Consider the following 21,973-nt stretch of genomic DNA (forward strand, 5'->3'; position numbering starts at 1 on the left):
CATGGACGCCGAGATTGCGCTCTGGCTGCAAGGCCTCGACGAGCTGGTCGAAGGGCAGGTCCTGATGCGCCTGCGCGGCCAGCGCAGCCTCGCGGGCCTGGCGCAGCACCTCGACGACGGGGCGGCGAGCGTCCATGCGGTTGCGCAGCACCTGGGTATTGACGAAGAGGCCGACCAGCCCTTCGGTCTCGGCGCGGTGCCGGTTGGCGATGGGCACGCCCACACGGATGTCCTGTTGCCCGCTGTAGCGGGCCAGCAACGCCTGCCATCCCGCCAGCAGCGCCATGAAAAGGGTCGCGCCCTCGGCACGGGCACGGGCCTGCAGTGAATGCGCCAGCGCCGCAGGCAGCTGCAGCCTGTGCTCGGCCGCGCGGTGGACGGCGTCGGCGCGCCGTGCATGGTCGGCCTGCAGTTGCAGCACGGGCTGCTCACCGCCCAGTTGCTGCATCCAGTAGCGCAGTTGGCGCTCGCGCTCGCCCGCCTCCATCCAATTGCGCTGCCAGGCCGCATAGTCGCTGTACTGCACGGGCAGGAGGCGCAGTCCGGGGGCCCGGGACTGCAGATGGGCACCGTACAGGGCGGCGAATTCCTCGATCAGAATCTGCATGGAGCGCCCGTCGGACACGATGTGGTGCATGGCGACCACCAGCAGATGCCGGTCCTGCCCCTCGCGCACCAGGGCCACGCGCACCAGCGGCCCCGCCTCCAGGTCGAACGGCTGCTCGCAGACCTGCCGCACCCATGCCCGGGCCTGCGCATCGCCGGCCGCTTCACCATCCCATAGGGGAATGTCGACCTGCTGGGAATCGCACACCTGCTGCAGGGGCTGGCCGTCGGGGCCGGCCCTGAACACGGTGCGCAGCGCGGCATGCCGGGCGACCAGATCCGCAAAACCCGCCCTCAGGGCCTGTGCGTCCAGCGCACCCTGCAGGCGCCAGACTGCGCTGATATGGTAGGCCGCGCTGTCGGGCTCCAGCTTCCAGAGAAACCACATCCGTGCCTGCGCATAGGACGCAGGCACGGCCGTCCCGTCATCCTGCCCCGCGACGATGGGCAGACTGGAAAAGTTGATGCCCTGGGCCGCCAGTGCTTCGAGAAACAGGCGCCGCTTGCCCGGAGCGAGGCGATTGAAGCGCTGTGCGATGTCGAATTCCGTGTTTTTCATTCCAGGTCCAACTCTTCCAGAAGGGATGCCATTTTTTGAAGATCGGCGGCCTTGCCGGCATCGGCGGCGCCCAAGGTCTGTTCCACCAGCAGGGCCATGTCGGCCAGGCAGCGGCTCTCGAAGCAGGCCCTCAGGGGCAGTTGCACCGAGAACTGCCTGCCCACCCGGGCCTGCACATCGAGCACGGCCATGGAGTGGCCGCCAAGCTCGAAGAAGTTGTCGCCACGCCCCACCTGCGCCACGCCCAGCACGGCCGACCAGATCGCTGCCAGGCGCCGCTCGGTCTCGCCGCGGGGCACGTCATGGCTGGGTCCGCCGCCCAGGTCCGGCTCGGGCAGGGCCCGGCGGTCCAGCTTGCCGTTGGCGTTGAGAGGCAAGGCGTCCAGCCCGACGATGGCGTTGGGCACCATGTAGTCGGGCAGCAGCGCGGACAGCTGCAGTCGCAGTCCCTCGGGATCGGCCACGTGGCCGGCCTGGGCAACCACGTAGGCCAGCAGCCGTGTGCCGCCGGCCCCGGGCCGGGACACCACGGCGGCCTCTCGCACGCCGGGCTGGGCCAGCAGGCCGGCCTCGATCTCGCCGGCCTCGATGCGGTAGCCCCGCACCTTCATCTGGAGGTCCGCGCGGCCCAGGTACTCGATGCGGCCGTCGGCACGCCAGCGCGCCAGGTCGCCGGTGCGGTACAGCCTGCGGCCCTCCTTCGACAGCGGATCTGCCACGAAGCGCTCGGCCGTCAGGCCCGCACAGCCCAGGTATCCGCGCGCCAGTCCCGCGCCCCCCAGATAGAGTTCACCGACCACGCCGGCCGGCACGGGCTGCATGGCGGCATCCAGCACCCGGACCAGGGTTTGCCGCACCGGCCGGCCCAGCGGGACGCAAGCGCCCTGCACATCGCCGACCTCCACGCGGCCGCAGACCGCGAAGGTCGTGCACTCGGTGGGGCCGTAGCCATTGATCAGAGCCGTTGTGCCCAGGATCTCCAGCGCCTGGCGCGCATGGTGCACCGACATGGCCTCGCCCCCGCTGAGCAGCTGGTCCAGTCGCGCCAGGGCTTCGGGGTGTGACTCCAGCATCCGGTTGAAGAGCGCCGCCGTGAGCCAGGCGCAGCGCACGTCATGGCGCTCCATGAATGCCGCCAGGTCCTGGAAGGACACCCTGCCCGGCGGCGCCTGCACCAGGGTGCCGCCATTGCACAGCGCCCCCCAGATCTCGAAGGTCGAGGCATCGAAGGCCAGCGGCGCGAACTGCAGCATGCGCAGCCCGGTCCCCAGCCGCGCGCAGTCCGCGTCACGCACCAGGCGGCAGATGCTCTGGTGGGCTATCTCCGTGCCCTTGGGACGCCCCGTGGAGCCCGAGGTGTACATCAGGTAGGCCAGGCCCTGCCCGTGCAGCGCCCGGGCCGGGTCGTGATCGGGCCACACGCAGGGGTCCGGTGCATCCAGCGCAAGCCATCGCAATCCGGCATCTCCCACGGGCCGCTCCAGCCAGCATTCGTGGGTCAGCACCAGCCGCAGCCGCGCGTCCTCGCACATGGCACCGGTGCGCCCATCCGGCCATTGGGGGTCCAGCGGCACATAGGCACCACCGGCCTTGAGCACGGCCAGCAGGGCCACGACCATGTCGGCGCAGCGCTCGAACAGGATGCCCACACGGACCTCGGGGCCGACCCCCAAAGCCATCAGCCGATGGGCCAGGCGGTTGGCATGCCGGTTGAGTTCGCCGTAGGTCCATGGCCGCCCGTCGCCAGCCAGCGCCAGTGCATCGGGCTGGCGGCGCGCCTGCGCCTCGAACAGACCATGGACCGTCGCGTCATGGACCTCGCCTGCCCGGTTGTCGCCCCAGTCCAGCAGTCGGCGGTGCTCGGCCTCGCGACCCAGCGCCAGTTCGCAGACCGGCGTCTGCGGCGCCTGCTGCAGCGCCTGCACCAGTTGTTCCAGCGCATCGCGCAGGTCCTCGCAGACGCGCAGGGCGTCGGCGGGCTGCGCCACCTGCGCGGCCAGCGTAAATGCGCTTCCCTGTTCGTCCACCGACATGCCGAACGGATAGTTGCTGCGCTCCCGGCTCTCCAACATGTCCATGCCTTCCCAGGCCGGCGCCGTGTCCTGGCTGCCCTGAGCGCCGTAGCGGTAGTTGAACAGGGCGCTGAACAGGGGCAGTCCGCCCGCCAGGCCGCTGCAGCGCTGGATCAGCGAAAGGCTGGCATGTTCGTGGTGCAGCAGCTGGGCCAGTAGCGCATGCGTGTCATCCAGGCATTGGCGCACGCTGCGCGCGCCCAGCTGCAGCCGTACGGGCAGCGTGTTGATGAACAGGCCGACCGCGCGTTCCGCGCCGCGCCCGCCCTGCATGCGCCCGAACAGCACGGTGCCGAACACCACGTCGTCACGCCCCGTGGCCCGGCCCAGCACCAGCGCCCAGGCCAGGTGGAACAGCGCCGCGGAACTCACGCCGCTGCGGCGGGCCTGTTGCCGTATGCGCCCGGCCAGGCCGTCATCCAGGCGCAGGCGCGCCTCCTGAACGGCACCGCCGTCGCCTTGCACATCGAGCAGGCCGTAGGGTGCCGTGGGTTCGGTGACATCGCCCAGCAGCGCCGTGAAGAACGCCCTGTGCTCAGCCTCGCCCACGCCCCTGCGCGCATGTGCCACAAAGCGCCGGAATGGCAGGGGCGCGGACAGAAGCTCCCGGCGCCCCTGCTGGATCAGCGCGATCTCGTGGACCAGCAGCTCCAGCGTCTGGTGGTCTATCACCAGGTGATGGCACAGCAGGCGCAGCAGCCAGCGCCCGTCCTGCGCGCGCGACCCGGCCAGCGCGCGCGCCATGGGTGCCTGCCGCACATCGATGCGCGGATGGGGCTGCTGCGCATCGGCCGCCGACCATTCGGGCTGTAGCTGCGCGTGGCGGTACACCACCTGCACGGGCTCGCCCAGGCCCTCCCACAGCACAGCCGTGCGCAGGATGTCGTGGCGTGCAATCACCTCGTTGAAGCTCGCCACAAAGCGCTCCAGGCGCTGCCGGCTGTCGAAGGCCAGCACATGCGAGGTGACATAGGCATCGCTGTCCGCATTCAGCATGTGGTGGAACAGGATGCCTTCCTGCAGCGGCGCGAGCGGATAGATGTCCTGGATGTTCGCGGCGCCGCCCGGCACCGCGGCCTCGATGCCGGCGATCTCCGCGGCGTCGATGTCCACCAGCGTCAGCATCTGCGGCGTGATGGCCGTGCAATCCTCGGGGATCAGGTTGGCGGGCACCTCGATCTGCACCTGGCCCTGCAACTGGCCCTGCTCACGGCCCAGCGCCTGGGCGAAGTCCGCCAGCCTCGGGTGCTGGAACAGCGTGCGCACCTGCACGCCCAGGCCCAGGGCGCGCACCCGCTCCAGCAACCCCAGCGCCAGCAGCGAATGCCCGCCCAGCTCGAAGAAGCCGTCGTGCCTACCCACGCGCTGCACGCCCAGCACCTCGGCCCAGATGCGCGCCAGCGCCTCTTCCAGTTCGCCCTGCGGCGCCTCGTATTGCTGGGTACTTGCCATTTCCGATTCAGGCAGCGCCTTGCGGTCCACCTTGCCATTGGCCGTCAACGGCAGGGCATCGAGCACCACGATGGCCGAAGGCACCATGTAATCAGGCAGCCCCTGACCCAGCCGGTCCTTGAGCAGCCCGTCTTCGACTTCCTCGTTCAGCGAGACATAGGCCACCAGCCGCGCCCCGCCCGGCCCCTCCTTGGCCAGCACGACGGCTTCACGTACTCCCGGCTGGGCCAGCAGCTGGGCCTGCACTTCGCCCAGCTCGATGCGGAAACCCCGGATCTTGACCTGCTGGTCGGCCCGGCCCAGGTATTCGAGCTCGCCCTGCGCGTTCCAGCGCACCAGGTCGCCCGTGCGGTACAGGCGCTCGCCGTACTCCGTGAAGGGATTGGCGATGAAGCGCTCGGCGCTCAGCCCGGCACGGTTCAGGTAGCCGCGTGCCAGCCCTTCGCCCGCCACGAACAGCTCGCCCGCCACGCCTTGCGGCAGCAGGTTCAGACTGCCGTCCAGCACGTACAGGCCCAGGTCGGGAATCGCCACTCCGACGGGGCTGCGTCCTCCTTGAAGGTCAGTCTTGGTGATCTCCCGGTACGTCACATGCACCGTGGTCTCGGTGATGCCGTACATGTTGATGAGTCGGGGGCTTTCGTCCCCGAAGCGATCGAACCACGGCCTCAGGCTCTCGGGCTCCAGCGCCTCGCCGCCGAAGATCACATTGCGCAGCGCCAAGCCGGAGCCGCCCTCCTCATCCTGCTCCACCGCATGGACCAGTTGGCCAAACGCCGAAGGCGTCTGGTTGAGCACCGTGACGCGCTCGGCACGCAGCAAGGCCAGGAAGTCCTGGGGCGAGCGGCTGACCCAGTACGGCACCACCACGAGCCGGCCACCCGTGCACAGCGCGCCAAAGATCTCCCAGACCGAGAAGTCGAAGGCGTAGGAATGGAACAGCGTCCAGACATCGTCGGGGCCGAAGCCGAACCAGGCCTCGGTGGCGTCCAGCAGCCGCGCCACGTTGCGGTGGCTCAGCTGCGCGCCCTTGGGGCGGCCCGTGGAGCCCGAGGTGTAGATCACGTAGGCCAGGCTGTCGGCCGAGACCTGCACCTGCGGATCGGCATCCGATTCGGCCGACAGGTCCAGCGTGTCGATCTCCAGCAGTTGCAGGGACTCGGTGCCGGGGATGCGATCACGGACAGCCGCCTGCGTCAGCACCAGGCCGATGCCGCTGTCGGTGACCATATGCGACAGACGGCCGACAGGATAGTCCGGGTCCAGCGGCACATAGGCGCCGCCGGCCTTGAGGATGGCCAGCAGGCCCACGACCATCTCCACCGAGCGCTGCATGGCAATGCCCACACGCGACTCGGGCCGTACGCCCAGGGCGATCAGGCGATGGGCCAGGCGGTTGGCCTCAGCATTGAGCTGTGCATAGGACAGCGTGTGGCCTTCGCTGCGAAGGGCCGGCGCCTGGGGCTGGCATCGGGCCTGCGATTCCACGCGCCCGTGCAGGCAACCGGCTGCGCGGAGCGCAATGGCTGCGGGAGCCTGTCGCAGCAGCGCCTGGCGCTCGTCCTCGCCCAGCAAGGGCAAGCTGCCCACCTCTTGGGCGCCATCGTCCGCCAGGGCTTGCAGCACCCGCACATAGTGCCCCGCCATGCGCTCCATGCTGGCGCGGTCGAACAACTCCACCGCATGGACCAGGCTCAGGTGGATGCTGCCGTCCACCAGCTCCGTGCTGTCCAGTGCCAGTTCGAACTGCGCCGCCCGCGTACCGCTTGCGGCGCCCTCCACCACCAGGCCGGGCAGAGAGCGGGCCTCCTCCATCGCCTGCGCACGCTGATGGTTGTGCACGACCTGGAACAGCGCATGCGTGCCCAATTGCCGCTGCGGCTGAAGCACCTCCACCAGTTGCTCGAAAGGCAGGTCCTGGTTGGCCAGCGCCCCGCGGACGGTCTCGCCGGCCCGGGCCAGCGCCTCGTCCAGCGTCAGGCCGTCATGCACCTGGCCGCGCAGCACCTGAGTGTTGACCAGCAGGCCGACGATGCCCTCCGCACCGGGCCGATGGCGGTTGGCGATCGGCACGCCCACGCGGATGTCCTGCTGTCCGCTGTAGCGATACAGCAGGATCTGCAGGCCCGTGAGCAGCACCGTGAACAGGGTCGTGCCTTGGGCACGCGCGACGGCATGCAGCTGCCGCGCGAGGGTGTCGGGCAGCTCGAATTGCCACTCCCCGGCCTCGTAGCGGCCGTCGGCGCGCCGCGGATGGTCCACGGGCAGTTGCAGCAGGGGGTGTTCGCCGCCCAGCTGGTCCTGCCAGTAGCGCAGCTGCCGCGCATGCTCGGCACTGCCCATCCACCCGCGCTGCCACGCGGCATAGTCTGCGTAGCAAAGAGGGGGGCCAGGGGCGGGGCTCCAGCGCCCTCGGCAGGCGGGGCCGCCTGCACGCCCGCCAGGTACAGCGCAAGCAGCTCCTGGACCAGAATCTGCATGGACTGCCCATCGGAAATGATGTGGTGCATGACCACGGCAAGCCGGTGCTCATCCGGCCCCAGGGCCAGCAGGCTCACGCGCCAGGGCGGATCTGCGGCCAGGTCAAATGTCGTCCCGGCCAGCCGCTGGAGTTCAGCGGCCGCATCGGCCCGGCGCTGCGGTTGCGGGACGACGGTCAGGTCGATCACGCGCAAGTCCGGTTGGGCTCCCTCCAGCACCACGGCCTGCGGCTGTCCTGACGGTCCCTGCGGGAACACGGTCCGCAGCGCCTCATGGCGCAGGGCAAGCGCCGCGAAGCTGCGGCGAAGGGCCTCCCGGTCCAGCGCGCCGCGCAGCGTCCAGGTGGCCGCGATGTGGTAGGCCGAGCTGTCGGGCTCCAGGCGCCAGAGGAACCATTGCCGCGCTTCAGCCGATGAGGGTGCCCGCACCGGCTGCGCGGCATGGCGTGCGATGCCTTCCAGCGACGGCAGCCGCCCATCGCCCAGGGCCTGCGCAACCGCCGCCAGGCTCTGGTTCTCGAAGATCTGGGCGGGCGACACCTGCAAGCCGCGCTGGCGCGCCAGCGCGGCCACGCGCAGGCTGAGGATGGAGTCCCCGCCCAGCGCGAAGAAATTGTCCTGGCGCCCCACGCGCTCGATGCCCAGCACCTGCGCCCAGACCCGGGCCAGGGTCTGCTCCACGGGGCCCTGCGGCGCCTCGTGGCCGGCATCGGCCTGTGCGTCCGGCTCGGGCAGCGCCTTGCGGTCGAGCTTGCCGTTGGCATTGAGCGGCATCGCGTCCAGTTGCACGATCAAGGCAGGCACCATGTACTCGGGCAGGGTGCGCGCCAGCGCCGCGCGCAGTGCCTGGACATCGATGGCCTGCCCGGGCCGCGCACTGACATAGCCGACCAGCCGCATGCCGCCGGGCCCCTGGCGCGCCACCGCCACAGCCTCCTGCACCTGCGGCTGGGCCAGCAGTTGCGCCTCGACTTCGCCCAGTTCGATGCGCAGGCCGCGTATCTTCACCTGCAGGTCGATGCGGCCCAGGTATTCCAGTTCCCCGTCGACCCGCCAGCGAACCAGATCGCCCGTCCGGTACAGGCGCTCGCCGTCGCCGAACGGACTGGCCACGAAGCGCTCTGCGCTGAGAGCCGGCCTGTGCAGATAGCCGCGCGCCAGGTTCGCACCCGACAGGTACAGCTCGCCGGCCACGCCCACGGGCGCCGGGCCCAGATCTGCGTCCAGCACATGGGCGCCGGTCTGGCTGATGGGACGGCCTATGGGCACCTGGCTGCGCCCGTCGTCGCGGCAGCTCCAGTGCGTCACGTCGATGGCCGCTTCGGTGGGCCCGTAGAGGTTGAACAGGCCCGCCTGCGGCAAGCCCGCGAACACCCCGGCCTGCGCTTCGGCGGGCAAGGCCTCTCCACTGCAGAAAATGCGCTGCAGGCTGGCGCAGCGCGCCAGATCCGCATGCTGCAAAAAGGCCTGCAGCATGGACGGCACAAAGTGCAGCGTGGTTACCCCGTGTCGCTCGATCAGCTCGGCAAGCCGCTCGGGGTCGCGGTGCTCCCCGGGACCGGCCAGCACCAGCCTGGCGCCATGCATCAGGGGCCAGAAGAACTCCCACACCGAGACATCGAAGCCGAAGGGTGTCTTTTGCAGCACCACGTCAGATGGCTGCAGCCCATAGGCCTGCTGCATCCACAGCAGCCGGTTGCGCAGCGAGCCATGGCGGTTGGCCGCGCCCTTGGGCCGCCCGGTGGAGCCGGAGGTGTAGATCACATAGACCAGGTTCTCCGCGCTGAGCGCTGGATCGGGGTTGGCACTTCCAGCCTCTTCGGGCGCCGGCTCATCCAGCTCCATCACCTGCACGGCTTCAGGCCATTGCGGCATGCGCGCGCCCAGGTGGCCGTGGGTGAGCAGCAAGGCGATGCCGCTGTCGTCCACCATGTAGCGCAGGCGCTCGGCGGGGTAGTCGGGGTCCAGAGGCACATAGGCAGCACCGGCCTTGAGAACGGCCAGCAGTGCCACCACCATGCCGATGGAGCGCTCCATGGCAATGCCCACGCGCGACTCGGGTCCTACACCCCGGGCCATGAGTGCGTGGGCCAGCCGGTTGGCCCGGTGGTTGAGTTCGCCGTAGCACAGGACCTGGTCCGCGCAGACCAGGGCGATGGCCTCGGGCGCCTGGGCGGCCCTGGCCTCGAACATGCGGTGGACCGGCGGTCCCTCGTCGAAGCGCCGTGTGTTGGTGCTCCACCGCTGCAGCTGCAGCAGCTCCTGCGGCGGCAGCAGGTCCAGGCCGCAGGCGCGGGTGCGCCCTCCTTCGGCCAGGGCCTGCACCATGGCCTGCAGCGCCTGCTCCAGGTACAGGCACAGCCGCCGCGCATGGTCGGCGTCGGCGGCCTGCGCGGCCAGCGTGAAGCCTCCACCCTGGTCGTTCACCGACATGGCCACGGGATAGGTCGTGCGCTCGCGGGCCGAAAGCACGCTGATGCCTTCCCAGCCGGCCGGCGCCCCATCCCCGCCCTGGCCGTACCGGTAGTTCAGCAGGCTGCTGAACAGCGGCGTGGTGCCGGGCAGGCCGCTGCATTTGAGGGCCAGCGACAGGGGGCATGCTCATGCGCCAGCAGTCCGGCCAGGCAGTCGCGGGTCTGGCGCAGCAATCCGTCAAGGCCTGCGCCACCGAGCCGCAGGCGCACCGGCAGCGTGTTGATGAACATGCCGACAGCGCGGCCCATGTCCTGCGCGGCCTGCATGCGGCCGAACAGTACGGTGCCGAACACCACGTCCTGCGTGCCGCTGACCCGGGCCAACACCAGGGCCCACGCCAGATGGAACAGCGTGGCCGGATTGACCTGCCGACCTCGGGCGCAGCCGTGCAGCGCGCGCGCCAGCCCGGCATCCAGTGCCAGCCGGTGCTCGGCCACCGGCTCCTGCAGCGTCAGCAGGCCGAAGGGCGCCGTGGGCTGGTCCACATCGCCCAGCAGTTCCGAGAAGAAGGCCTGATGGCCCTGGAGCGCGGCCTCGTCGCGCGCCAGCTGCACGAACCGGCGAAAGGGAACGGGCGCGGGCAGCAGATCGGTCCGGCCCTGATGGATCAGCCCCACCTCGCCCACCAGCAGCTCCAGCGCCGTATGGTCCATTACCAGGTGGTGGCTGGGCAGTTGCAGCAGCCAGCGCTGATGCGCGGGATCGAAGGCGGCAATGGCCCGAACCATGGGAGCCTGCCGCACATCGAGGCGGAACTCAGCCGGGTCCACAAGCGCGGCAAGCCGCTGTTCAGCGGTGACGGGTCCATCGCCTTCGGGCAGCCATTCCAGGCGCAGCGGAGCCTGCCGACAGACCACCTGCACCGGCTGCGGCAGCCCCTCCCAGAGCACCGCCGTGCGCAGGATGTCGTGGCGCGCGATGCACTGGTTCAGCCCCTCCACGAAAGCCAACAGCCGGGCCTTCGAATCAAAGCCCAGCAGGCAGTGGGTCACATAGCTGTCGCCATGCGACTGCACCAGGTGATGGAACAGAATGCCTTCCTGCAAGGGCGTCAGCGGATAGGCATCCTGGATATTGGCCGCGCCGCCCGGGATGGCGGCCTCCATGGCGCGCAGATGACCGGGCTGCAGAGCCACCAGCGGCAGCATGTAGGGCTCCAGCCGCTCGCACCCCTCGGGCACCCCTGAAGCCGCCGCGGCGCCGTCTTCCTGTGCCTTTTGCGCAGGCCGCAGCGTCAGAGCGAAATCCTGCAGTCTCGGCTGCCGGAACAGGTCGCGCGCCTCGGCCTGCCAGCCGGCGCGCTGCAGGCGCTCGACCACCTGGATGGCCAGCAGCGAATGCCCGCCCAGTTCGAAGAAATGGTCCTGGCGGCCGATGCGCCCGGCCTCCAGCAGGCCAGCCCAGATGCCGGCGAGCATCTCCTCCTGCGCCCCCTGGGGAGCCTCCCAGGTCACCGATGCCTGGACGGGGGCCGGCAGGGCCTTCTGGTCGATCTTTCCATTGACCGTCAGGGGCAGCCTGTCCAGCACCACCACAGCGCCGGGCACCATGTAGTCGGGCAGCACATGCACCAGCTGCGCGCGCAGAGATTCTGCCTGCACGGTCTGCCCTGCAAGCGCCGACACGTAGGCCACGAGCCGCGCGCCAACGGCGTCAGCCATGACAACGGCCTCGCGCACGCCAGGCTGCGCCAGCAGCACCGCCTCGATCTCGCCGGGTTCGATGCGCAGGCCGCGCAGCTTGATCTGCTGGTCCACGCGTCCCAGGAATTCGAGCTGGCCATCGGCGCGCCAGCGCGCCAGGTCGCCGCTGCGATAGAGGCGGCTGCCCGGCTCGCCCAGCGGGTGGGCGACGAAGCGCTCCGCGCTGAGCGCGGGCATGCCGAGATAGCCGCGCGCAAGCCCCTGGCCGCCCAGGTACAGCTCTCCGGCCATGCCGGGCGCCACGGGCTGCATGTCGGCATCCAGCACCCAGGCCTCGCGTTCGCCCACGGGCCGGCCTATGGGCGCATGGGCGCCCACGTCAGTGACCTCGCTGACATCCGAGATGGACGGCGTGACCACGGCCTCGGTCGGGCCATAGGCATTGAAGATACGGGCGCCGGGGAACATCCTCCGGGCCAGCGACAGCCCTTGGGTCGGCAGGGCCTCGCCGCCGATGATGCAACGCTCCAGCCGGGGCAATTCCAGAGGACAGCCCAGCTCGTCGGCAAGCAGCCGCAGATAGCCCAGCGGAAGGTCCAGCGCGCTGACGCCAGCCTCGGCCGTTCTTGCCACGAATTCGCGCGCCGTCCACGCCCGCGCATCCCCCGTCAGCACGGCCGCCCCGCTGACCAGCGGCACCATGCATTGCTCGCAGGCGGCGTCAAAGCCCACGGAGGCGAACAGCAGGCCGCAGTCCTGGCGCTGCATGCCATGGAATTCGCGCATGGCCTGGATATGCATGGCCAGGGCTCCATGGGACACGGCCACCCCCTTGGGACGCCCCGACGAGCCCGAGGTATAGATCACATAGGCCAGGCTGTCCGCATGCACGGCCGGCAGCGGCTGCGCAGGCCGGGCGCCTGCAGGCATCGGTGCGTCCAATGTCAGCACCAGGGACACGGTATCCAGCTCCGGCGACTGTCCGGGCTGGGTGAGAAGACAGGTCGCGCCGCTGTCCATGAGCATATGGGCCAGGCGCTGCGGCGGATGCCGCAGGTCCAGCGGCACGAAGGCGGCGCCGGCCTTCATGATGGCCAGCAGGCCCACGATCATGTCGGCCGAGGGCGGCAGAGCCAGTCCCACCCGGCAATCGGGGCCGATGCCATGCGCCACCAGCAGGCGCGCGGCGCGATCGACACGGTGCTGCAGCTGACCATGGCTGAGCGTTGCGCCACCATCAATCACCGCAGGCGCATCGGGATGGGCCTGCGCCTGCCGGGCGATCAGTTCGTGGACCAGGCCGTCGGCCAACCGGGAGCCCTCTCCCCTTGCCCACCCCTGCAGACGGCTCAGAGGCTCGGCGTCGACCAAACACAGATTGCCCAGCGCCTGGTCGGGCGAATGCAGTAGGGCCTGGAGCAAGGACAGATAGTGCGCCTGCCAGCGCGCCACCGAATCCGGTTCGAACAGCTCTCTGGCGTAGCTGAAACGCATTTGCAGCCGGCCATCGGCACCTTCCAGAATGTCCAGCGCCAGTTCGACTTGGGCCGACTGGCCGCCCCACTCCATGGGGGTGACGCTCAGTCCGGGCAGCCGGGCCAGCGCCGCATCGTCATGGTGCACATGGTTGAACATCACCTGGAACAACGTACCCTGCCCGGGACGCAGCGCCTGGACAAGTTGCTCGTAAGGCAGGTCCTGGTGCGACTGCGCGCCCGTCACGGCCGAGCGCACCTGTTCCACCAGATGGCGCAGGCTGCTGCCACCGCCCACCTGCGTGCCGATGACCACGGTGTTGACGAACATGCCCACCATTGCTTGGGTCTGCGCATGGTCGCGCCCGGCCATGGGCACGCCCACCCGTATGTGTTGCAGCCCCGTATGGCGGTACAGCAGCGCCTGGAAGGCGGCCAGCAGGAGTGTGAAGACGGTGCACCCCTCCTCGCAGGCCCTTTCGCGCAGGCCCCGGGCCAGGTTATCGGGCACGCAAGCAAGATGGCGGGCCGCCTCATAGGATGGCCGGGCCTGCCGGGGATGGTCCGCAGGCAGTTCGACCAGGGGTGAATCGTTCCCCAGCGTGTCACGCCAATAGGCCAGTTGGCGCTCCGACTCTCCAGCGTCCAGCCAGGACTTCTGCCACAGCGCATGGTCCGCATACTGAAGGGCGGCGCTCTCCAGCGCCTGCACGGCGCCTGTGGCACGGGCCCGGTACTGGTCCACCAGGGCATTGACGATCAATTGCAACGACCAGGCATCGGAGACGATGTGGTGCATGACGATGGCCAGCACATGCACATCGTCGGCCAGCCTGAACAGGCGCACGCGCAGCAGCGGCCCGGTGCCGAGATCGAAGGGCTGGCGGGCCAGCTGCGCGCAGCGCGCCTCCAGCAAGGCCTGCTGGCGGGCGGGTGCCGCCTCGCCAAGGTTCTCCTGCACGAAGTCCGGCTCGGCCTGTGCCAGCACGCGCTGGTAGGGAAGGCCCTGCCCGTCCACGTCGAACACCGTGCGCAGCGACTCGTGCGCGCCGATCAGTGCCTGGAAACTCTCGCGCAGCGCAGCGGCGTCGAGCGCACCGCACAGCTTCAGCGCCGTGCCGATGTGGTAGGCCGAACTGGCCGGCTCCATGCGCCAGAGCAGCCACTGGCCCAGTTGCGCATAGGACAGGGGAAGGCCGTCCTGCGCCGATGCCTGGGTACGCGGCGGAATCGGCAATTGCCGCATGTCCACGCCGCTTTCTCGCATCTTGCGATAGACCAGGCGCTGCTGCTCGGGCGGCAGCAGGGCGAATTTGCGCGCAATGCTGTCGAACTGGTTCTGTGTCATGGTGCGATTTCCAAACCGTCTATGAAGGATTCCAGCGCTGCCAGCGGCAGGCTTTCGGACCGGACCTGCTGCTCCCTCAGGCCTTGGGCCATCTGGGACAGCACCGGATGGCGCAGCGCGTAGGCCAGGCCCAGGTCCGTGCCCATCTCGGTGCGCACACGCGCCAGCATCTGCACCAGCAGCAGCGAATGCCCGCCCAGCTCGAAGAAACTGTCATGGCGTCCCACGCGCTCCACGCCCAGCACTTCGGCCCAGATGCGCGCCAGCATCTGCTCCACCTCGCCCTGCGGCGCTTCGTAGACCTGCGCACCCGCCAGCTCGGGCCCGGGCAAGGCCTTGCGGTCCACCTTGCCATTGGCCGTCAACGGCAGGGCATCGAGCACAACGATGGCCGAGGGCACCATGTAGTCGGGCAGCGCATGGCCCAGCCGGTCCTTGAGCAAACCGTCTTCGGCTGGCGAATTCAGCGAGACATAGGCCACCAATCGCGCCCCGCCTGCGCTTTGCTTGGCCAGCACCAACGCCTCACGCACTTCAGGCTGGGCCAGCAGTTGCGACTGCACCTCGCCCAGCTCGATGCGGAAGCCCCGGATCTTCACCTGCTGGTCGGCACGGCCCAGGTATTCGAGTTCGCCCTGAGCGTTCCAGCGCACCAGGTCGCCCGTGCGGTACAGGCGCTCGCCGGACTCCGCGAAGGGGTTGGCAATGAAGCGCTCTGCCGTCAGTCCTTGCCTGTTGAGATAGCCGCGTGCCAAGCCCTCGCCCGCCACGTACAGCTCCCCGGCCACACCCTGAGGCAGCAGGTTCAGGCTGCCGTCGAGCACGTACAGGCCCAGGTCCGGAATCGCCACGCCCACGGGGCTGCGTCCGCCCTCCAGATCCTTCCGGGTGATCTCCCGGTACGTCACATGCACCGTGGTCTCGGTGATGCCGTACATGTTGACGAGTTGGGGGCTCTGGTCACCGAAGCGGTCGAACCAGGGCCGCAGGCTCTCGGGCTCCAGCGCCTCGCCGCCGAAGACCACATGGCGCAGCGCCAGGCCAGCGCCGCCCTGCTCGTTCACATCTTCCTGTTCAACCGCATACATCAGTTGCCCAAAGGCCGAAGGTGTTTGATTGAGAACCGTTACGCGCTCCGCACGCAGCAAAGCCAGGAAGTCCTGGGGCGAGCGGCTGACCCAGTACGGCACCACCACCAACCGGCCGCCCGTGCACAGCGCGCCAAAGATCTCCCAGACCGAGAAGTCGAAGGCGTAGGAATGGAACAGGGTCCAGACATCGTCAGGCCCAAAGCCGAACCAGGCATCGGTGGCGTCCAGCAACCGTGCCACGTTGCGGTGGCTCAGTTGCGCGCCTTTGGGGCGGCCCGTGGAGCCCGAGGTGTAGATCACATAGGCCAGGCTGTCCGGGTTCACTTCAACCTGCGGATCGGTACCAGGTTCTCCCGACAGGTCCAGCGTGTCGATCTCCAGCACCTGCAAGGCGACAGCGCCGGGAATGCGCTCGCGCACCGCAGCCTGCGTCAGCACCAGGGCAATGCCACTGTCCTCGACCATGTGCGCCAGACGATCGGCAGGGTAGTCCGGGTCCAGCGGCACATAGGCGCCACCGGCCTTGAGGATGGCCAGCAGGCCGACCACCATCTCCACCGAGCGCTGCATGGCAATGCCCACGCGCGTCTCCGGGCGCACGCCCAGGGCGATGAGGCAGTGGGCCAGGCGGTTGGCCCGGGCGTTGAGTTCAGCGTAGCTCAGGGAGTACGGGCCAAAAGCCAGTGCCGGCCTTGCGAGGTGAAGATGGGCCTGGGCCGCGAAGCGCTGGTGCAGCGGTTGGGCCGGAGCCAGGCATGGCTGCGGCCTGCCGCGTTGGGCCAGCGTTGCGGTTTCGGCCGGCTCGGCGGGCACCACTTGACCCACGCGGCGGCCAGAGGACGCGGCCAGTTGCAGCAGCAGATACAGCAGGCGGTCCCACAACTGCCGGACCTGCGCTTCGCTGAACTGCGCGCACGCATAGTCCAGCCCCAGGCGCAGGCTGTCACTTTGGTGCACGACCACGGTCATGGCGTAGTGGGTCTGCTCGCTGCTGCGCACGCTTTCCAGCACGACGCCTGCGCCACCAGCCTGTGACAGCGCCTCGCCCAGCGGATAGTTTTCGAAGACGACGATGCTGTCGAACAAGCCTTCGGCACCAGCGCCTGCCCATTGCTGTATCTCGTACAGCGGCGTGTGCTCATGCTCGCGCGCGGCCACACCGTTGGCCTGCAGGGCACGCAGCCAGTCGCCCACCTCGCGGCCCGCATCAACACAGACCACCGTTGGCAAGGTGTTGATGAACAGCCCCAGCGTCCGCTCGGCGCCATCGAGTTCGGCAGGCCGGCCCGCCACCGTCGAGCCGAAAACCACGGCTGGCTGGCCCGTGCAGGCCGACAGCAGCAGGCTCCATGCCGCCTGCACCAGCGTGGACAGCGTCACGCGCTCTTCGCGCGCAAAGCGCATCAGCGCCTGCGTGGCCGGCCGGTCCAGCGCCACGTCCAGCGTGGCATGGCCCGTTGCGATCGATGCTCCCCGCCTGTCGTGAGCTCCCATGGCCGGCGCCAGGCGCGTGGGAGCCGGTAGCGCCGCAAGCTGTTCACGCCACCAGGCCTGACCCGCCTGCGGATCGCGTCTACCCAGCCAGGCAATGAAGTCGCGGTAGCGCCGCGCAGGAGCTGCGGGCCGGTCGCCCGCGTAATGCTGCAGAACTTCGGACAGCAGTTGCGAGCTGCTCCAACCGTCGAGCAGAAGATGGTGGCGGGTCCAGATCAGCCTGTGCCTCTGAGCGGACAGTCGCACGAGCGCGAGACGCATCAGCGGCGGCTGCGCGAGGTCGAAGCCGCGCTCGCGCTCGCTCGAAGCAAGCGCCGCGGCGGCCTGCGCGGCATCGGATTGGCCGCTGCAGTCATGTTCGGTCCAGGGCAGGTCTGCTCGGCGTGCCACCCACTGCAGCAGGCCTTGCCCGTCGAGAAAGCCGGTGCGCAGTATTTCGTGCCGGTCGCTGGCCGACTGCCAGGCCTCGCGCAGGCGCGCAGGGTCTACCCGGTCCATGTCCATCTGCAGCTGGTTTACATAGACCGTCTCCTGCGTATCGGACAGGCTGTGGAACATCAGGCCGGCCTGGGTGGGTGTCAGCGGATAAAGATCCTCCAGGCTGTCCAGCGGCAAAGCCAGCGCATCCAGCCGCTGCTGCGAGACCCCGGCCAGCGGGAAATCGCTGGGCGTCACGCCGCGCCCGCCGTCCACGCAGTGCGCGATCAGCGCCTGCAGCTCGCCCAGGAAGCTATCGGCCAGCCCCTGCACCGTCGCCCCATCGTGCACGGCTGCGCTGTAGTGCCACTGCAGCACCAGCTCGCCGCGCTGTATGCAGGCCACCACTTCCAGCCAGGCGCGCCGCGACGACTGCGGTGCGCGCTGGCCGGTCACCGGCTCACGCGCCAGCCGCCAGCCCAGGCCACCGTCCAGCGCCTGGTCCAGCTGGCCCAGGTAGTTGAAGGTGAGCTGCGGCTGCAGCTTCGGCAGCTGCGTTCCTTGGGGGGCCAGATGGCGCAGCAGCCCGTAGCCCAGGCCCTTGCCGGGAACGGCGCGCAGTTGCTCCTTGATGGCCTTGAGGCCCGCGCCCGGCTCGGCGTCGGCACCCGGTCGCAGGCAGACCGGGTACAGCGTGGTGAACCAGCCCACGCTGCGGGCCAGGTCCATATCCTCGCTCCAGGGCTCGCGCCCATGGCCTTCGAGTTCGACCAGCACGCTGTCGCGCCCGTCCCAGGCGCACAGCGTGCGTGCCAGAGCCGTCAGCAGCACGTCGTTGATCTGGGTGCGGTAGGCCGGCGGCACTTCGCTGAGCAATTGTTCGGTCAGGTCCTCGCCCAGCCTGCACTCCACCGTGACCGTGTCCGCGACGGTGTTGCTGCCTGCGGCGTGGCCGGGCAGCGGCGCGCCGGCCTGCGCCAGCGTCTCGGTCCAATGGGCCAGTTCGGCCTGCGTTGCGGACTGTGCGGCGCGCGACTGCAGCGCTTGCGCCCATTCCCGCAAGGCGCTGGTGCGCGGGCCGAGATCGACAGCCTGGGCCTTGCCCAGCTGCGCATAGGCGGTCTGCAGGTCCTCGACCAGGATGCGCCAGGAGACGGCATCCACCACCAGATGGTGGGCGATCAGCAGCAGCCGGCCCGAGCGCGTGCCGCCCAGATCCAGCCACACGGCCTTGAATGGCCGCTCCAGGCTCAGCGTCGTCTGCAGCGCTGCGGCGGTGCGCGCAATGGCCGCTCCCGCGTCACGCTCGGCCGACAGGTCCTGGGTTTCGAACGGCGCCTGCGCGGGGGCGGCACCCACGCACTGCGTCCAGCGCCCGTTCTTGCAGGCGAAGCACAGGCGCAGCGCCTCATGCTGGGTGACCACGGCATCGACCGCCGTGCGCAGGCGCGCCAGGTCCGGCACCTCGCCCAAAGTCAGCAGCACAGACTGGTTCCAGTGGTGGGGCTGCGCAAAGGCCTGTTCGAAGAACCAGTGCTGCACAGGCGTCAGGCCAAATGCTGCACCGGCTTCAGCGGCCGGGGCTGCCGGGGCGGTGGGCGCAGCTGGTGCGGCCGCCACGGCACCGCCCGTGGCTGCGGCCAGCGCGGCAATGGTCTGCTGCTCCATGAGCTGCCTGGGCGTGAGCTTGAGGCCGCGCTTGCGTGCGCGCGCCACGATCTGCAGCGCCAGGATGGAGTCGCCCCCCAGGCTGAAGAAGTTGTCATGGCGGCTGGGCGCCTCGGTGCGCAGCACCTGCGCCCAGATCTCGGCCAGCAGCTGCTCGGTGGCTCCCTGGGGCGCTTGGCCCCCGTCGGTGGCAGCCGTTGCCGCCTGCGGCACAGGAGCTGGCAGCGCGCGGCGGTCAAGCTTGCCGTTGGCCGTCAACGGCATGGCAGGCAGATCGACAAAGTGCGCTGGCAGCATGTAGTCGGCCAGCCGTGCGCCCAGCGCTGCACGCAGGCCGTCATGGTCGCCCGGCTGGTCCGGTTCGCGCACCAGATAGGCGCACAGCCGCAGCTGGCCGTCTTCGCTGGCCAGAGCCAGCACCTCGGCCTCGCGCACGGAAGGCTGCTCGCGCAGCGCCTGGGCAACTTCGCCGGGCTCCACACGGAAGCCACGGATCTTGACCTGGCCGTCGAGACGGCCCAGGAATTCGAGGCTGCCGTCGGCACGCTGACGCACCTGGTCGCCCGTGCGGTACAGGCGCAGGCCGGGCTCGAAGGGGCTGGCCACAAAGCGTTCCGCGCTGAGCGCAGGCCGGCCCTGGTAGCCGCGCGCCAGACCCGCTCCGCCAATGAACAACTCGCCCGGCAGGCCCGCAGGCACGGCCTGCAGCGCCGCATCCAGCACATGGGCCACGGTGCCGCCCAGCGGCACGCCCATGGGCAGGCTGGCGGCTGCACGGTCGGCCTGGTCTGCGGACTGGGTCAGCGTGCCCACCGTGGTCTCGGTGGGGCCGTAGTGGTTGAGCACGCGGCAAGCGGGCTGCAGCGCGGTGATGCGCTCCAGCAGCGCCCAGCCCGTCGCCTCGCCCCCCAGCACCAGGCAATGGCGTGGCAGAACCTGCGCGGGCCGGGCAGCGTTCAGCAGGGCCTGCAGATGGCTGGGCACGATCTTGAGCACATCGACCTGGTGCGTGTGCATGTAGTCCGCAAAGGCATCGGGATCGAAGGCGCGCTCAGGGGCCATCAGGTGCAGCAGGCGCCCAGAGCACAGCGCGCCGAACAGCACCGTATGCCCCAGGTCGGCGGCCACGGTGGACACCATGGCCATGCTGGAGGCGCTGGCCGGCAGGTCCAGCCGGGCCAGCACGCCCTGCACATAGTTGGCCAGCGCGCCGTGGCTGATCACCACGCCCTTGGGCTGGCCCGTGGAGCCCGAGGTGTAGATGAGGTAGGCGGCCTGATCGCGGTGGAGCGTGACTGGCTCCTGCGTGGTGGCTTCAGGCTCCATGTCGTCGGAAAGTGCCAGCGGCCAGACAGGAATCGCCGGCTGCCACGCCACGGGCTGCGCCGCCAGCAGCAGGCGTGCGCCGCAGTCGTGCAGCTGGTAGGCCAGGCGCTCGGCCGGCAGCTCGGGGTCCAGCGGCACATGGACGCAGCCGGCCTTGAGCACGGCCAGCATGCCCAGCACCAGCTCGGGCGAACGTGGCGCCAGCACGCCGATGCGGGTTTCCTGTCCCAGGCCCTGCGCGCGCAGCTGCGCGGCCAGGCGGTTGGCCGCGCGGTCCAGCTGCACGAAGGATGCGGTGCGCGCTTCGGCGCGCAGCGCCATGCCCAGGCCCTGGCGTTCAACAGCAGCATTCCACAGCGCAAGCACGGTTGCGGCCTGGGGAGCCTCGCCGCCGTCAGCCACGTCAACCGGGTCGGCCAGCGCAATGGCCGCCAGCGCGGCATCGGGCGCGGCCACCACCTGCCGGGCGCAGCGGGTCAGGCTGTCCGCGAAGACGGCGATGCGCTGCGCATCGAACAGGCCCGTGTCGTGGATGAACACGCATTCGATGCCCTCGGCCCGGTCGGTGAAGTCCAGGCTCAGGTCGAAATGCGCCTGGCCTGCCGTCAGTGTCTGCATGCGCACGCGCACGCCGGCGGCACTGCGCTCGCGCTCCATGGCGTCCTGCTGCGTGCACTTGACCTGGAACAGCGGATGCACGCCCGGCAGGCGCTCGGGCGCCAGCGCCTCGACCAGCATGTCGAACGGCAGGTCGGCATGCTGCTGCGCATCCAGCACGGCCTGGCGCACCTGTTCGAGCAGTTCGCCAAAGCCCATCTGCGGTGCGGCATCGACCTGCAGCACCTGCAGGTTGAGCAGATAGCCGATCAGCCCATGCGTCTCGGCCTTGCCCCGGTTGGCAATGGGCGTGCCCACGCGGATGCGGCGCTGGCCGCTCAGGCGGTACAGCAACAGGTCCAGCAAGGCCGTCATGGTCATGAACAGCGAGGCGCCGCGCGCCCGCGCCAGCGCGCGCACCGCATCGGACAGCTCGGCGGGCCAGACAAAGCGGTGCCGGCCCTCGGCCGCGCCGGTCACGGCGCCGCGCGCATGGCTCAGGGGCAGCTCCAGCGGCGCGTGTTCCTGACCCAGACGTTCGCGCCAGTAGCGCAGTTGGCGCTCGCGCTCGCCACCGTCCAGGCGCTGGCGTTCCCAGGCCGCGTAGTCGGCGAACTGGATGGGCATGGGTGCCAGTGCGGGGGGCTGCGCGCGCAAGCGGGCCTCGTAGCAGTGCAGCAGCTCGTCGACCAGGATGCGCAGCGACCAGCCGTCCGCCGCGATATGGTGCAGCGACAGCGCCAGCACATGGCGCTGCGCGTCCAGGCGGTACAGGCAGGCGCGCAGCGGCGCTTGGCGGTCAAGGGCGAAAGGCGTCTGCGCGAAGCCGGCCAATGCGTCTTCCAGCGCAGCCTGCGTTGGCATATCGACCACAGGCATTTGCAGCGACGTGGCCCCGTCCGGTTGCATCGGCTGCACCGCCTGCAGCGCCTGGCCATCGTCGCCGGCCGTGATCCGCGTGCGCAGGATGTCGTGCCGCGCCACCAGATCGTCCAGCGCCGCAGCCATCGCCCCCGCGTCCAGCGGGCCTTCCATGTCCAGGCTGCCGGCCAGGTTGTAGGCCGGGCTGTCGGGCGCCAGCTGCCAGGTCAGCCAGAGGCTGCGCTGGGCATGGGACAGCAGGGCCGGGCTGGCCGGATCGCGGCGTGGAATGTCCTGGCCAGCGCGCACGGCCGGGCTGCCGCCGCCGCGCAGGCGGGCCTCGAGCTGGGCACGCTGCTCGGGGCTGAGCCGGGCGCGCAGGGACTGAATATCTTGCGGTGCTGTCATG

The 21,973-nt window shown here is 69.8% G+C and carries 3 protein-coding genes and 2 pseudogenes; all 5 read right to left on the reverse strand.

The features are described 5' to 3' along the window. Positions 1–31 precede the first annotated feature (31 nt). Positions 32–1,165 (reverse strand): annotated as a pseudogene (locus CLV01_RS29740) (condensation domain-containing protein); the annotation flags it as partial. Further along, positions 1,162–7,032 (reverse strand): non-ribosomal peptide synthetase, encoded by a 5,871-nt coding sequence (locus CLV01_RS22155; RefSeq protein ID WP_257221455.1) that lies wholly within the window; start codon positions 7,030–7,032, stop codon positions 1,162–1,164. The pseudogene CLV01_RS29740 and the gene CLV01_RS22155, both read right to left, overlap by 4 nt. A gap of 134 nt (positions 7,033–7,166) precedes the next feature. Beyond that, positions 7,167–9,602: pseudogene (locus tag CLV01_RS29260) on the reverse strand (amino acid adenylation domain-containing protein); the annotation flags it as partial. Positions 9,603–9,697: 95 nt separating this feature from the next. Continuing rightward, positions 9,698–14,110, reverse strand: a complete 4,413-nt coding sequence (locus CLV01_RS22165; protein ID WP_099735326.1) for a non-ribosomal peptide synthetase — start codon at positions 14,108–14,110, stop codon at positions 9,698–9,700. Next, positions 14,107–21,972 (reverse strand): non-ribosomal peptide synthetase, encoded by a 7,866-nt coding sequence (locus tag CLV01_RS22170; RefSeq protein ID WP_099735074.1) that lies wholly within the window; start codon positions 21,970–21,972, stop codon positions 14,107–14,109. The genes CLV01_RS22165 and CLV01_RS22170 overlap by 4 nt, the downstream gene beginning before the upstream one ends. Position 21,973 lies beyond the last annotated feature (1 nt).

Source organism: Delftia sp. 60 (assembly GCF_002754395.1).
In the GTDB taxonomy this organism is placed as follows: Bacteria; Pseudomonadota; Gammaproteobacteria; order Burkholderiales; family Burkholderiaceae_C; genus Comamonas; species Comamonas acidovorans.